Origin of the sequence: Kitasatospora sp. NBC_01266 (genome assembly GCF_036242395.1) — a bacterium.
Lineage (GTDB): Bacteria > Actinomycetota > Actinomycetes > Streptomycetales > Streptomycetaceae > Kitasatospora.
The window spans coordinates 2,231,654-2,244,901 of record NZ_CP108458.1; the positions used below are offsets into that span (position 1 = coordinate 2,231,654).

Sequence of the window (13,248 nt, forward strand, 5' to 3'; positions counted from 1 at the left end):
GGCGGCGGAACCGGCAGCAACGACGGCGGCCAGGGCAAGCACTCGGGGGACAAGGACCCGGGCACCTCTGCACCGAACCAAGACAGTCAGAAGAGCAAGCCCGCCCCGAAACGCGGGAAGTAGTACGAAGAGTGACGGAACACCAGAGCCACCCGGGGCAAGGGTCGCCATGCGCGGCCTGCTTCGGGCCCTCGCGGATGAACTCGGCCACCCCGTGGCCCCCGAGTGGCAGGCCGCCGCCCTGGCCGTCCGTTCGCCGTCGGTATGCGCCTCGGCGACGTCTGGCATGCCTGGCAGGTGGAGCCGCTGGACGGGGTCGCTTCGCGGCTGTGGGTCGCGACCACGGACGCCACGTCCTGGGCCGCGGTGGACTACGACGGCTCCCGCGAACAGGAGTTCGTCGTCTACCAGCACGGCCCGCGCCGACTGTGGGACGAGGTCGAAGCGGCCTACCGCTGGTGGGCGGCGCAGCGCAAGCCGGGACCGGGGCGGTTCGGGCTGACGGTAACCTCCGACGGTACCCACCGGGCATGGCTGGACGCCCCGGCCAGCGCCTGGTCCGTGTGAGGAGGATGCCGTGGACGAGTTCGAGGAGCCGCTGGAGCTGTGGGCCGCGCGGCGGGACGCCCGCCGTCGCCAGGTCGGTGAGCGGCGCGTCAGCCATGCCGACGGGGTGCGGCGCGGCGCCCACGTCGACCCGGCCGCGCCACGCGTCGTGGAGGAGTGGGACGGCGTCCAGTGGGTGGTGGTCGGCGCGGCGGAGGGTTACGCGGCGGCTCAGCGCGCGCTGCACGGCATCGCCGGTGACGGGGTGATGCGGGGGATGATGCCGCGCCCGGAGAGCACCGTACTGCGCGATCCGACGGCGCCTGGCCGAGGGCGCCACCGGAAGCCGTAGCGCGCCGACCGTGCGGCGCCCCCGCACCCGAGCGGCGGGTGCGGGGGCGCCGGGCCGTCAGTCCTTGAACACCCCGCCCTGCACGGCCAGTTGCTCCAGCAGCGCCGGCGGCGTGAACCGCTCGCCGTAGGCGGCGGCCAACTCCCGGGCCCGTGCGGCGAATCCGGCCGCGCCGCCGGGGTAGCCGTTGATGTACTGCAGCACCCCGCCGGTCCACGCCGGGAAGCCGATCCCCAGGATCGAGCCCACGTTCGCGTCCGCGACCGAGGTCAGCACGCCCTCCTCCAGGCAGCGCACCGAGTCCAGCGCCTCCGCGAAGAGCATCCGCTCCTTCATGTCCTCGAACGGGATCTCGACCCCGCCCGCGCGCCCGAAGTGCTCACGCAGTCCAGGCCAGAGAGCACCGCGCCTGCCGTCCGCGTCGTAGTCGTAGAAGCCCGCGCCGCCGCTGCGGCCCGGACGGTCGAACTCCTCGACCATGCGGTCCATCACCGTGTCGGCGGGGTGCGGCTGCCACTCGCCGCCGGACTCCTCGACCGCCCGCCGGGCCTCGCCCCGGATCTTGCGCGGCAGCGTCAGCGTCAGCTCGTCGAGCAGCGAGAGCACCTTGGCCGGGTACCCGGCCTGCGCCGCGGCCTGCTCGACGGAGGCCGGCTCGACGCCCTCGCCGACCATCGCCACGCCCTCGTTGATGAACTGCCCGATCACCCGCGAGGTGAAGAAGCCGCGCGAGTCGTTCACCACGATCGGGGTCTTGCCCAGGCGCCGCACCAGGTCGAAGGCGCGCGCGACCGCTTCCGCGCCGGTGCGCTCGCCCTTGATGATCTCGACCAGCGGCATCTTGTCGACCGGCGAGAAGAAGTGCAGGCCGACGAAGTCCGCGTCCCGCTCGACTCCCTCGGCCAGCACGGTGATCGGCAGCGTGGAGGTGTTGGTGCAGAGCAGCGCGTCGGCGTCCACCAGGCCCTGGATCTCCTGGAAGACCTTCTGCTTCAACTCGACGTTCTCGAACACCGCCTCGATCACGGCGTCGCAGCCCGCCAGGTCGGCGGCCTCGGCCGTCGGGGTGATCCGGGCGAGCAGTTCGTCGCGCTGCTCCGCCGTGCTGCGCCCGCGCGCCACCGCCTTGTCCAGCAGCCCGGCCGAGTACGCCTTGCCCCGCGCGGCCGCCTCGACACTGACGTCCTTGAGCACGACCTCGAGACCGGCCCGCGCACAGGAGTACGCGATGCCCGCGCCCATCATCCCGGCGCCGAGCACGGCGACCTTGCGCACCTGCCGCTCCGGCACCGAAGCGGGCCGCGAGGCACCGGAGTTGACCGCCTGCATGTCGAAGAAGAGCGCCTGGATCATGTTCTTCGCGGTCTGCCCGCAGGCCAGCTCGGTGAAGTAGCGCGCCTCGACGACGAAGGCGTTGTCCACGTCCACCTGGCTGCCCTCGACCGCCGCCGCCAGGATGTTGCGCGGGGCCGGGTACGGCGCGCCGTTCAACTGCTTGCGCAGGTTGGCGGGGTAGGCGGGCAACTGCGCGGCCAGCGCCGGGGTGGCGGGGGTGCCGCCGGGGATCTTGTAGCCCTTGACGTCCCAGGGCTGCTCGGCCGTCTCGTGGGCGGCGATGAAGTCCCGCGCCTTGGCCAGCAGTTCCTCCGGCGAGGTGGCCAGCTCGTGCACCAGTCCGGCCTCCACCGCGGCGGCCGGGCGGTACTGACGGCCGGTCAGCAGCCACTTCAGCAGCGCGTCGGCCAGCCCGAGCAGCCGCACGGTGCGCACGACGCCGCCACCGCCCGGCAGCAGGCCCAGCGTGACCTCGGGGAAGCCCAGCTTGCTGCCGGGCGCGGTGAGTGCGATCCGGTGGTGGCAGGCCAGCGCCAGCTCCAGGCCGCCGCCCAGCGCGCTGCCGTTGATCGCGGCGACCACCGGCTTGCCGAGGGTCTCCAGGGTGCGCAGCGCGCGCTTGAGCCGCAGCGTGCTCTCGAAGAACTCCTCGGCGTCCTCGGGGCCGACCGCCGAGAGCATGCGCAGGTCGCCGCCGGCGAAGAAGGTCTTCTTGGCGGAGGTGATGATCACGCCGCGCAGACCCTCGAACGCCGCCAACCGGGCTACCACGGCCTCGAAGTCGGCGGTGAAGGCGGCGTTCATGGTGTTGACGGACTGGTTGGGATCGTCCAGGACGAGGGTGACCACGCCCTCCTGATCCTGCTCCCAGCGGATAACGGTCAGCTCGCTCATGGGAAATGTCTCCAGGAATCCAGGAAAGTCAGGAAGGGGGTCAGATGCGCTCGACGATGGTGGCGATGCCCATGCCGCCGCCCACGCAGAGGGTGGCCAGGCCGTAGCGCAGCTCGCGCCGCTCCAACTCGTCGATCAGGGTGCCGAGGATCATCGCGCCGGTGGCGCCCAGCGGGTGGCCGAGCGCGATGGCGCCGCCGTTGACGTTCACCTGCTCGTGCGAGAAGCCGAGTTCGCGCATGAAGCGCAGCGCGACCGCCGAGAAGGCCTCGTTGATCTCCACCAGGTCGATGTCGGCGGCGTTCAGCCCGGCCTTGGCGAGCGCCTTGCGGGTGGCGGGCGCGGGGCCGGTGAGTATGATGGTGGGCTCGGAGCCGCAGACCGCGGCGGAGACGATCCGGGCCCGGGGGCGCAGCCCGTAGCGCTCGCCGATGGCCGGCGAGCCAATCGCCACCAGCGAGGCGCCGTCCACGATGCCGGAGGAGTTGCCGGCGGTGTGCACGTGGTCGATCTTCTCCACCCAGTGGTACTTCTGCAGCGCCACCGCGTCGAAGCCGCCCGCCTCGCCGATGCCCGCGAAGGCGGGCTTCAGGCCGGCCAGCGTCTCCACCGTGGTGCCCGGGCGCAGGTACTCGTCGCGCTCCAGCACGATCAGGCCGTTGCGGTCGCGCACCGGGACCACCGAGCGGTCGAAGAGGCCGTCGGCCTGAGCCTTCGCGGCGCGGGCCTGCGACTCGGCGGCGAAGGCGTCCACGTCGGCGCGGCTGAAGCCCTCGATGGTGGCGATCAGGTCGGCGCCGATGCCCTGCGGGATGAAGGAGACGTCGAAGTTGGTCATCGGGTCCATCGCCCAGGCGCCGCCGTCGGAGCCCATCGGGACCCGGGACATCGACTCGACGCCGCCCGCCAGCACCAGGTCCTCCCAGCCCGAACGGACCTTGGCAGCAGCCAGGTTGACCGACTCCAGGCCGGAGGCGCAGAAGCGGTTCTCCTGGACCCCGGCCACGGTGTCCGGCAGGCCGGCCACCACGGCGGCGATCCGGGCGATGTCGGAGCCCTGGTCGCCGAGCGGGCTGACCACGCCGAGCACCACGTCGTCGATCGCGGCCGGGTCCAACTCGGGCAGCCGGGCGCGCATTTCGTGGATCAGCCCGACCACCAGGTCAACCGGCTTGGTGGCGTGCAGCGAACCGTTCCTGCCACGGCCGCGCGGGGTGCGGATCGCCTCGTAGACGTACGCTTCGGTACTCACGGTTGCTGCCTCTCGGGGGAGTTGGTGGGGTCGACAAGCGGTGCGGCGGGCGGTGCCGCGAAGGGGGCGGCGTGCGGACCGGCGTGCGGACCGGCGAGCTCGGGCAGCCCCCAGTCGCGGGCCACCTCGGCGGTGTCGGCGCCGGGGCGGGCCGGTGGGCGGCGCAGCGCGGCGGGGGTGGCGGAGAACCGCGGGGCCGGGGCGGGCTGGGTCACGCCGCCCTGGGTCGGATAGGTGCCACGGGCGGCCAGGTGCGGGTGTGCGGCCGCCTGACGGAGCGTCAGCACCCGGGTGACGCAAGCATCGGTGCCCGCGAAGACGGCATCCCACTCGGCGCTGGTGCGGCTCGCGAAGCGGGTGGCGATCAGCGCGCGCAGCTCGGGCCAGCGGGCGGTGTCGTACTGGCCGGGCGCCTGCGGGCCGAGGTCGAGCAGCCGGGCGAACTCGGCGTAGAACTGCGGCTCCAGCGCGCCGACGGCGAAGTGGCCGCCGTCGCTCGCCTGGTAGACGGCGTAGCAGGGAGCGCTGCCGTCGAGGAAGTTGACGCCCCGGCGGTCCTGCCAGCGGCCCTCGGCGAGCAGGCCCCAGAACAGCGTGGCCAGATGCGCGGTGCCGTCGACGATCGCGGCGTCCACCACCTGGCCCTGGCCGGTGGCGCGGGCGTGCTGGAGTGCGGCGAGCAGGCCGACCACCAGGTAGAGCGAGCCGCCCGCGTAGTCGCCGAGCAGGTTGGCCGGCACGGTGGGCGGCCCGTCGGCCGGGCCGATCATCGAGAGCACGCCGCTGAGCGCGAGGTAGTCGATGTCGTGCCCGGCGGTGGCGGCCAGCGGTCCCTGCTGGCCCCAGCCGGTCATCCGGCCGTAGACCAGGGCGGGGTTGCGGGCCAGGCAGGGCTCGGGGCCGACGCCGAGCCGTTCGGCCACCCCGGGGCGGTAGCCCTCGATCAGCAGGTCGGCGCGCCCGACCAGGTCGAGCAGCCGGTCGGCGCCGTCCGGCGCCTTGAGGTCGAGCAGGACCGAACGCTTGTTGCGGTTGGTCAGGTCCAGCGCCGGGTCGCCGGCCAGCGGCGAGCCGTTCGGGCGGTCCACCCGCACCACATCCGCGCCCAGGTCGCCGAGCAGCATCGCGGCGAACGGGCCGGGGCCGATCCCGGCCAGCTCGACCACCCGCACCCCGGCCAACGGCCCAGTCACCCGGTCGCCTCCTCGCAAGCGTGACAGTAAAGCTGTAACACTCGGGATGGTATGCCGGTGACCGGCGAGTAACAAGGGCGGTGGACCCGGTCCGGAAACGGCTCGACGATGATCTTAGGGCCTGTCGTCGGACCCCCTTCGTCGCCCGCAGGGCGGCATGGCGGCGCCGAGCAGTTGGAGCACCGTGGTCAGCCGGCCCGCCTGGCGGTCGCCCGCTCCCGCCGCCCATCGGCCCTCCCCCGCGCGAGGGAGCCGGCTCACTCCGAAGCGGGACGCCACGCCAGTTGACGATCCGTAAAGTCGGCGGCATGGAACGGATCGCGACCGCGCTGCTGGGGCGCCGGGCCCGGGTGCGGTGGGTGCATCTGGTGCTCGGTGGAGCGCTGTTGATGCCCTTCTGGCTGCTGGCGACGGTGCTGACTCCGCTGCTGATGCCGACCGCCCCGGGGTGGCACGCCCTGCTCGCGCAGGGGCTCGCGCTGCTCATCGCGCTGCCGATGGCCTGGGTGGCAGGTCTGCTGCCGATGGTCCGGGTCCTGGTCAGCACGGCGGCCCGGGCGCTGGCCGCCGTTCCGGCCGGCGAGTTGGCGAGCGGTCCGGCCACCAGTTGGGCGGCCCGGCGTCGCACCGCGCACTGGTTCGCCCTGCACGTGCTGCTGGGCGGCGTGGTCAGCGGTATGTCGATCTCGGTGCCGCCGACCGTGGCGGTGCTCTGCTTCGACCCGCACGCCGTGTTCGCCGCCCCGCGGCTGGCCTGGGCCCGCCCGGCCGCCCCGGTCCACCTGCTGATCGGGGTCGGCCTGCTGGCGCTGCTGCTCGCCACCAACGCGGGCGCCGGCGCGCTGTTGGCCCGCTGCGCGCCGGCGCTGCTCGGGCCGACGCCGGCCGAGCGGCTCGCGGTGTCCGAACAGCGCGCCGTGGTGCTGGCTCAGCGCAACCGGTTGGCCCGCGAGTTGCACGACTCGGTCGGCCACGCGCTGAGCGCCGTCTCGATCCAGGCAGCGGCGGCGAGCCGAGTGCTGCGCAGCGATCCCGAGTTCGCCGCCGAGGCGCTGGCGGCGATCGAGGAACTGGCCCGCGAGGCGGTCGGCGAGCTGGACGGGGTGCTCGGCGTGCTGCGCGAGGAGGAGAACGAGGCGGGCCGGGGCGGCGGGCCCACGCTGGCCGGGCTCGATCCGCTGGTCCGCCAGCTCGCGCTGGCGGGCGTGACGGTGGAGACCCACACCGGGGCCGGCCTGGCGCTGCTGCCGGCGCCGGTCTCCCAGGAGGCGTACCGGATCGTGCAGGAGGGGCTGACCAATGTGCTGCGGCACGCCGGACCGGTGCCGGCCACGCTGCGCCTGGAGGTGCGGGGCGGGCGGCTGGACGTGGAGTTGACCAACCCGATCGGCGCGGGCCGCCCCAGCCGCCCGGGCGGCGGACGGGGCCTGCGCGGAGTTGCCGAGCGGGCCGCCGCGCTGCACGGCGGCTGCGAGAGCGGGCGCACGGCGGACGGGGCGGGCTGGCGGCTGGCGGTCTGGCTGCCGGTGGCGGCGGCGGTTTGAGGGCGGCCAATGGTTTGACCGGTGACAGTGGTTTGACGGGTGGCAATAGTTTGACCGGTGACAGTGGTTTGACGGGTGGCAATGGTTTGACGAGTAACAGTGGTTTGACAGATGGCTATAGCTTGAGAACGGACAGTAGCGGCATGCACGGAGCCAACGAGCCGAACGAGCCGATCCGGGTGGTGATCGCCGACGACGAACGCCTGGTCCGGATGGGCCTGCGCGTGGTGATCGATGCCGAACCCGACCTGACCGTGGTGGGCGAGGCGGCTGACGGCAGCAGCGTGCTGCCGCTGGTCCGCGAGCAGCGCCCGGACGTGGTGCTGATGGACGTGCGGATGCCCGAGGTGGACGGGATCCGGGCCACCGCCCTGGTGTTGGACGCGCTGCCCGAACCGCCCCGGGTGCTGGTGGTGACCACCTTCGAGAACGACGACTACGTGTACCAGGCGCTGCGGGCCGGCGCGGCCGGCTTCCTGCTCAAGCGGGCCAGGGCAACCGAGCTGGTGCAGGCGATCCGCCTGGTGGCGCGCGGCGATTCACTGCTCTACCCGGCGGCGATCCGCGAACTCGCGGCTGCCCGGCGCAGCACGATCGGGTCGGGCCCCGCCCGGCGGGCCGACCCGACCGCCCGCCTCACCGAGCGCGAGGGCCAGGTGCTGCGGCTGATCACGACCGGGCTGAACAACGCGGAGATCGCCGACCAGCTGCTGCTGAGCCACGAGACGGTGAAGACGCATGTGGCCAACGTGCTGGCCAAACTGGGCGCGCGGGACCGGACCCAGGCGGTGATCATCGCCTACGAGGTGGGCTTCGTCTCGCCGGGCTGAACCTCGCGCCGCCGGCGACCCGTGGGTACAGTGCGACGATCGGCCCGCGCGACAGACGCACGCGACCGACGCGACAGACGTGACAAGAACGGACCGGCGAGCGCCCTGTGAACATCTGGACCCGACCCGCGCTCTGGTGGCGCCTGGCCATCGTCCTCTCCAGCGGGCTGGGCCTCGTCCTCGGCACCAGCTCGCTCGTCTACTTCACCGTCGAGAGCAACACGCTGATCTTCGGCTACTTCCTCGGCGCGGTCTACTGGATGACCAGGCGCGGCACGGTGGCGGCCCCGGCGCCCCGACTGCGCGGCGCGGCCACCCTCTACATCCTGATCACCGGCCTGGTCGCACACATCCTGCTCAACCACGGCGCCAACCCGCTGCCCGGCCTGGTCTCCGGACCGGACCGGCTGTCCAACTGGTCCAACTTCCTGCTGCACTACACCACTCCGGTGCTGGTGCTGCTCGACTGGCTCTGCGCGCGCCCGCGCAACGCCTCCCGCTGGCAGGACATCCCGCTCTGGCTCTCCTTCCCGCTCGGCTACGCGGCGGTGACCATGGCCCGGGCGGCGCTCTTCCCGAGCTTCCCGAACAAGTACCCGTACTTCTTCTTCGACCCGAGCAGCCAGGGCTACGGCTACGTCTGGCTGCAGATCGCCCAGCTGACGGTGGAGTTCATCGTGCTGGCGGCGGCGGTGGTCGGACTCGACCGGCTCGGTACGACGGTCCGCGGCCGGCTGCGGCCCGCCGCAGCCGAGGTGTGACGGATCGAACCGGCGTACCGGCGTACCGGCGTACCGGCACAGCTGACCGGCACACCAGGTCAGATCCGCCACTCCCGGATCCGGTCGGCCGCCCCGAAGATGTCCGCCTTCGCGTCGGCCACATCGCGGGCCAGCTCGACCAGGGCGCCGTACGGCGGGTCGATGCCCTCCTTCGCCGCGTGCATGTACGCCGCGGTCGCCATGCAGGCGTAGAGGTTGTTGCGCACCGGCAGCGGGCGCAGCAGCACGATGGTGTGCATCAGCGCGGCGGCGCACCAGGCCGGGTCGGCGTCATGGCCCAGTTGGGCGGTGTTCACCCGGTGCCGGGCGACGGCCGCCTGCAGCGCGGAGTAGTCGCGCACGCTCAAGTCCTCAGGGGAGGCCTGCTCCTGGACGTCGAGGAGCCAGCGGATGTCGACGTGCAGGATCATCACGCCGCACTGCGCCGAGCGGCGGGCGTGTCCTCCGGGAAGGCGGCGTCGAACTCCTCCAGGTGCGCGTTCCAGAACGCCACCGCGTGGTTGACGAAGGTTCGGCGCTGCTGCTCACGCACGCTCAGGTCGTGGACGTACGCCTTGACGGTCTTTCCGTCGGCCGCCGCCGCCTCGCGGATCGCGGCCAGTTCCGCCTCGGTGTACTCGATGTTGAGAGCCGGCATGCACCTCAGGGTACCGGAGCGGTACCGGACCCGGCAGGGTTCTGGGAAATCCCCGGGAAACCCTGCGACTTTCCTGCAACAGCACCGCGGGCTCGGCGCGTTAGTCGGGCATGGACCACTCACCGAACCCGGACGAGGCGCCGGCGGGCCCGCTGGGCTTCCGCGAGTTCACCGCGGCCCGCAGCGGGCAGCTCTTCCGAACGGCCTACCTGCTGACCGGTGGTGACAGCCACCTGGCCGAGGACCTGGTCCAAGAGGCGCTGAGTCGGATGTACGTGCGCTGGAAACGGGTCAGCCGACTGGAGAACCCGGCCGGCTACGCGCAGACCGTCCTGGTCAACACCTTCCTGTCGGTTCGCCGTCGGCGCAGCAGCCGGGAGCAGGTGACCTTCGAGTTCCCGGAGGTCGCGGTCAACGACCAGGACCCCACGTTGCGGCTCACCCTGCTGCGCGCGCTGGGCGAACTCTCCGCACCGGACCGGGCCGTGCTGGTGCTGCGGTTCTGGGAGGACCGCAGCGTCGAGGAGACCGCCACCGCGTTGCGGCTGAGTTCCACCGCCGTCCGCTCCCGCAGCCACCGCGCGCTCGCCCGGATGCGCGCGCTGCTGGCCGACAACTTCGCCGATCACACCGACCGTTGCTGACGCCCGTTACTGACGCCCGTTACTGGCGACCGTTACTGGCGACCGTTACTGGCGACCGCCCAGCACTGACGCCGGACCAGCTACCGCAGCCACCGAGAAAGTGATGCTCTGCCATGCCATCTGCCCTGCCATCGGATGATGAGACGCAGTTCGAAACGGAGTTCTGCAACGCGCTCCGCGAAGCGGCCGAGGGGGCCGTCGCGCCACGGGCCGACCTGATCGCCACCGGTGCCGAACAGCGCGGACGGCGACACAAGCGCCGCCGCACGCTGCTGGTGAGCGCCGTGACCGTGGTGGCGCTGGTGGGCGGCGGGGTGCTGACCACCGGCCTGGACCACGGCAGCGCGGCGCCGGGGCCGACAGCCACCCCCGCCAACGGCGCGATCACCAGCGCCCAACTTTCGGCCCTGCTCAGGAGCAAGCTGCCCGCGAACCTCCGGTTGGGCACCCCGCTCGGCCCGGGGCCCGGGGACGCGCAGCCCACGACAGACGGCTCCTCCCCCTTCGTCGCGGCCGGCTACACCGTCGACAACGGCGACGGGGGCCACGGCACGGTCCAACTCATGATCCACCGCTACCCGAGCCCGCTCGCCGTGGACTCGCCCGACTTCTACTGCGGGACAGAGCCGCCCGGCAGCACCTGCACCCGCACCCAGCAGGCCGACGGCTCCTACCTGACGGTCACCCAGGACGGCGGCGACGCCAACTCCCCGGGCCGGCTGGGGTGGCGGGTCGAGTGGGAGCGGCCGGACGGGACCGTGGTCACCGCCACCGCGCTCAACACCGCCCCGACGGCGACCCCGCCGGCGGCCCTGGCGGCGGCGGGATCGCAGACGCCGCCGCACGGCGCGCCCCCGCTGACCGACACCCAGCTCACCGCCCTCGCCATGGATCCGGCCTGGCCGGCGATCGGGGCGAAGCTGCCGGTCGACACCACGGCCTCGGGCCAGGTCACCTCGATCGACCACGTCTGGCGCCCGCTCCCGCTCGACCAGATCCTGCGGACCGCCGCCCCGCTGCTGCCGGCCGGCCTGACCGAGGGCGACACCGGCGGCTCCCCCGGCCTGGGCAGCTTCCTCGTGGACGACGGCCACGGCAAGAGCCTGGTCGAGGTGACCGTCCAGGACTGGAGCGTCTTCCAGCAGACCCGCTCCAGCGGCCCCCCGATCAGCCTCAGCTTCACGGACGCGACGCAACTGCCCGACGGCGACCGGATCCTCACCACCGACGGCCGGTACACCGGCGACGAGCACACCGTCAGCGACTCGGTCGACCTGCTGCGGCCCGACCACCTGCGGATCAAGGTGGAGTGCTTCAACGGCACCGCCTACGGCAGCGGCACCCGCGACCAGCCGGCCCTGACGCTCGACCAGCTGAAAGCGATCGCGCTCAGCCCCAGCTGGCACGCACCGACGCCGTAACGGGCAGCCACGCGCCGACCACCCCCATCCGGGCCACCGCGCCGCCCTACATCGGCGCCACCTGCCGCAACCCGGACTCGTCCAGCCGCAGCCACCGGGTCAGCCCGAGCCCGCGCAGGAACGGCAGGTCGTGGCTGACCACCACCAGCGCGCCCTGGTAGGACTCCAGCGCGTCGGTGAGCTGGCCCATGCTCGCCAGGTCGAGGTTGTTGCTCGGCTCGTCGAGCAGCAGCAGTTGCGGCGGCGGGTCGGCGAGCAGCAGCGCGGCCAGCGTGGCGCGGAACCGCTCGCCGCCGGAGAGGGTGCCGGCCCGCTGGTCGGCCCGGGCGCCGCGGAACAGGAACCGGGCCAGCCGGGCCCGGATCTGGTTGTCCGAGACGCCGGGGGCCAGCGCCTTGACGTTCTCCGCCACGCTCAGCGAGTCGTCCAGCAGGTCGAGCCGCTGCGGCAGGTACCTGATCGGCACCGGGCAGGTGATCTCGCCCTCCAGCGGCGGCAGTTCACCGGCGATGGTGCGCAGCAGGGTGGACTTGCCGGCCCCGTTCGCCCCGACCAGGGCGATCCGCTCGGGCCCGCGCAGGTCCAGCTTGACCTGGTGGCCGTAGGCGAGCCGGACGTTCTCCATGGTCAGCACGGTGCGCCCGGCCGGCACCTCGGTGCGCGGCAGGTCGATCCGGATCTCGGCGTCGTCGCGCACCGCCTCCTCGGCGGCGTTGAGCCGGTCCCGGGCTTCGGCCAGCCGCTCGCTGTGCATGCCACGCACCCGGCCCGCGGTCTCCTCGGCCTGCCGCTTGAGCGCGCCGGCGATGATCTTCGGGTCGTTGCGGGTGACCGAGCGCTTCTTGCCGTAGCTGGCGCTGCGGGCCAGCCGGACGTTGGCCTCCACCAGATCGCGCTGCTGGCGGTGCACCTCGGCCTCGGCCACCCGCACCATCCGCTCGGCGGCCTCCTGCTCGGCCGCCAGGGTGCGCTCGTAGTCGTCGAAGTTGCCGCCGTACCAGGTGACTTCGCCATCCCGCAGGTCGGCGATCTGGTCCACCCGGCGGAGCAGCTCGCGGTCGTGGCTGACCAGCACCAGCACCCCGGTCCAGCCCGCCACCGCCTCGTAGAGGCGCTCCCGGGCCGCCCGGTCCAGGTTGTTGGTCGGCTCGTCCAGCAGCAGCACGTCGGGGCGCTCGATCAGCAGCCCCGCCAGCCGCAGCAGTACGGCCTCGCCACCGGAGAGTTCGCCGGTGGTGCGGTCCAGGTCGAGCCGGCCCAGGCCCAGCTTGTCCAGCGTGGCGCGGGCCCGCTCCTCGACGTCCCAGTCGTCGCCGAGCACCGTGAAGTGCCGCTCGTCCACGTCCCCGGACTCGATCGCGTGCAGCGCCTGGCGGCGCTCGCGGATGCCCAGTGCCTCGTCCACCCGCAGCCCCGTGTCGAGCGCCAGGTCCTGCGGCAGGTAGCCGATCTCGCCGCCGATCCGCACGGTGCCGCCGGACGGCGTGAGTTCGCCCGCCAGCAGCCGCAGCAGGGTGGACTTGCCGGCCCCGTTGAGGCCGATCAGGCCGGTCCGGCCGGGGCCGACGGCGAGGTGGAAGCGGTCCAGGACGGGCTTGCCGTCCGGCCACTCGAAGCTGAGGTCGGTGCAGAGGATCGCGGTGGTCGTCGATGCCATAAGGGCCTCCTGCGGGGTTGCTCGGGGGATGAATGGGCAACACGGAGACACCGCGGGAGGGCAGCAGGGGCGGACGGCGGAACAGGGGCAGCTCCGGACCGAGGCCGAGCACACTCATCGACCGCGCGAGTACTCAGCGCGGGAGCGGTGTCTCATGACCT

13 protein-coding genes are annotated in these 13,248 nt (G+C 72.9%); 7 read left to right on the forward strand and 6 right to left on the reverse strand.

Annotation, left to right across the window (positions count from 1 at the left end; translation table 11 throughout):
- The first annotated feature begins 264 nt into the window (after window positions 1-264).
- Complete coding sequence (locus tag OG403_RS09190) at window positions 265-567, forward strand: hypothetical protein (RefSeq protein ID WP_329563019.1); 303 nt, start codon at window positions 265-267, stop codon at window positions 565-567.
- 10 nt (window positions 568-577) lie between these two features.
- The gene (locus OG403_RS09195; protein WP_329563021.1) at window positions 578-898 is read left to right on the forward strand and encodes a DUF6087 family protein; all 321 of its coding nucleotides are present in this window, start codon (window positions 578-580) and stop codon (window positions 896-898) included.
- A gap of 57 nt (window positions 899-955) precedes the next feature.
- Here OG403_RS09195 and OG403_RS09200 read toward each other — a convergent pair whose 3' ends face one another.
- The 3 genes from OG403_RS09200 to OG403_RS09210 are packed head-to-tail and all read right to left on the reverse strand — an operon-like array spanning window position 956 to window position 5,572.
- Window positions 956-3,127 (reverse strand): 3-hydroxyacyl-CoA dehydrogenase NAD-binding domain-containing protein, encoded by a 2,172-nt coding sequence (locus OG403_RS09200; protein WP_329563023.1) that lies wholly within the window; start codon window positions 3,125-3,127, stop codon window positions 956-958.
- A gap of 40 nt (window positions 3,128-3,167) precedes the next feature.
- Window positions 3,168-4,379 carry an acetyl-CoA C-acetyltransferase gene (locus tag OG403_RS09205; protein WP_329563025.1) on the reverse strand — a complete coding sequence of 404 codons (1,212 nt, stop codon included), beginning with the start codon at window positions 4,377-4,379 and terminating at the stop codon, window positions 3,168-3,170.
- Window positions 4,376-5,572 (reverse strand): CaiB/BaiF CoA transferase family protein, encoded by a 1,197-nt coding sequence (locus OG403_RS09210; RefSeq protein ID WP_329563027.1) that lies wholly within the window; start codon window positions 5,570-5,572, stop codon window positions 4,376-4,378. The genes OG403_RS09205 and OG403_RS09210 overlap by 4 nt, the downstream gene beginning before the upstream one ends.
- 308 nt (window positions 5,573-5,880) lie before the next feature.
- On the opposite strand from OG403_RS09210, the gene OG403_RS09215 reads away from it, so the two are divergent.
- The 3 genes from OG403_RS09215 (at window position 5,881) to OG403_RS09225 (ending at window position 8,707) form a co-directional block, all read left to right on the forward strand.
- Window positions 5,881-7,116, forward strand: coding sequence for a sensor histidine kinase (locus OG403_RS09215; RefSeq protein WP_329563029.1), 1,236 nt, complete (start codon window positions 5,881-5,883; stop codon window positions 7,114-7,116).
- Between the two features lie 143 nt (window positions 7,117-7,259).
- Complete coding sequence (locus OG403_RS09220) at window positions 7,260-7,946, forward strand: response regulator transcription factor (protein ID WP_329563031.1); 687 nt, start codon at window positions 7,260-7,262, stop codon at window positions 7,944-7,946.
- Between the two features lie 107 nt (window positions 7,947-8,053).
- Window positions 8,054-8,707 carry a Pr6Pr family membrane protein gene (locus tag OG403_RS09225; protein ID WP_329563032.1) on the forward strand — a complete coding sequence of 218 codons (654 nt, stop codon included), beginning with the start codon at window positions 8,054-8,056 and terminating at the stop codon, window positions 8,705-8,707.
- 59 nt (window positions 8,708-8,766) lie between these two features.
- On the opposite strand, the gene OG403_RS09230 is transcribed toward OG403_RS09225, so the two are convergent.
- Both OG403_RS09230 and OG403_RS09235 read right to left on the reverse strand, forming a co-directional pair.
- Window positions 8,767-9,138: a toxin Doc gene (locus tag OG403_RS09230; protein ID WP_329563034.1), complete on the reverse strand. Its 372-nt coding sequence runs from the start codon at window positions 9,136-9,138 to the stop codon at window positions 8,767-8,769.
- Window positions 9,138-9,365: a hypothetical protein gene (locus OG403_RS09235; RefSeq protein ID WP_184934788.1), complete on the reverse strand. Its 228-nt coding sequence runs from the start codon at window positions 9,363-9,365 to the stop codon at window positions 9,138-9,140. Before OG403_RS09235 ends, OG403_RS09230 begins: the two co-directional genes overlap by 1 nt.
- Before the next feature lie 110 nt (window positions 9,366-9,475).
- Between OG403_RS09235 and OG403_RS09240 the strand changes: the two genes are divergently transcribed.
- Together OG403_RS09240 and OG403_RS09245 are read left to right on the forward strand one after the other, a co-directional pair.
- Entirely contained in the window at window positions 9,476-10,009 is a 534-nt protein-coding gene (locus tag OG403_RS09240) for a SigE family RNA polymerase sigma factor (protein ID WP_329563038.1), read from the forward strand.
- A 113-nt stretch (window positions 10,010-10,122) separates the two neighbouring features.
- A complete protein-coding gene (locus tag OG403_RS09245) occupies window positions 10,123-11,430 on the forward strand; it encodes a hypothetical protein (RefSeq protein WP_329563040.1) in 1,308 nt (435 codons plus the stop codon).
- Between the two features lie 46 nt (window positions 11,431-11,476).
- Here the strand turns inward: OG403_RS09245 and OG403_RS09250 are convergent, their stop codons facing one another.
- A complete protein-coding gene (locus tag OG403_RS09250) occupies window positions 11,477-13,087 on the reverse strand; it encodes an ABC-F family ATP-binding cassette domain-containing protein (RefSeq protein WP_329563042.1) in 1,611 nt (536 codons plus the stop codon).
- Window positions 13,088-13,248 lie beyond the last annotated feature (161 nt).

What these genes read in the sequence shown, in the direction of transcription:
- OG403_RS09220 (WP_329563031.1), top strand. Translation starts at nt 7,260, where the DNA reads ATGCACGGAGCCAACGAGCCGAACGAGCCGATCCGGGTGGTGATCGCC.
- OG403_RS09190 (WP_329563019.1), top strand. Translation starts at nt 265, where the DNA reads ATGCGCCTCGGCGACGTCTGGCATGCCTGGCAGGTGGAGCCGCTGGAC.
- OG403_RS09245 (WP_329563040.1), top strand. Translation starts at nt 10,123, where the DNA reads ATGCCATCTGCCCTGCCATCGGATGATGAGACGCAGTTCGAAACGGAG.
- OG403_RS09235 (WP_184934788.1), bottom strand. Translation starts at nt 9,365, where the DNA reads ATGCCGGCTCTCAACATCGAGTACACCGAGGCGGAACTGGCCGCGATC.
- OG403_RS09215 (WP_329563029.1), top strand. Translation starts at nt 5,881, where the DNA reads ATGGAACGGATCGCGACCGCGCTGCTGGGGCGCCGGGCCCGGGTGCGG.
- OG403_RS09250 (WP_329563042.1), bottom strand. Translation starts at nt 13,087, where the DNA reads ATGGCATCGACGACCACCGCGATCCTCTGCACCGACCTCAGCTTCGAG.
- OG403_RS09230 (WP_329563034.1), bottom strand. Translation starts at nt 9,138, where the DNA reads ATGATCCTGCACGTCGACATCCGCTGGCTCCTCGACGTCCAGGAGCAG.
- OG403_RS09200 (WP_329563023.1), bottom strand. Translation starts at nt 3,127, where the DNA reads ATGAGCGAGCTGACCGTTATCCGCTGGGAGCAGGATCAGGAGGGCGTG.
- OG403_RS09240 (WP_329563038.1), top strand. Translation starts at nt 9,476, where the DNA reads ATGGACCACTCACCGAACCCGGACGAGGCGCCGGCGGGCCCGCTGGGC.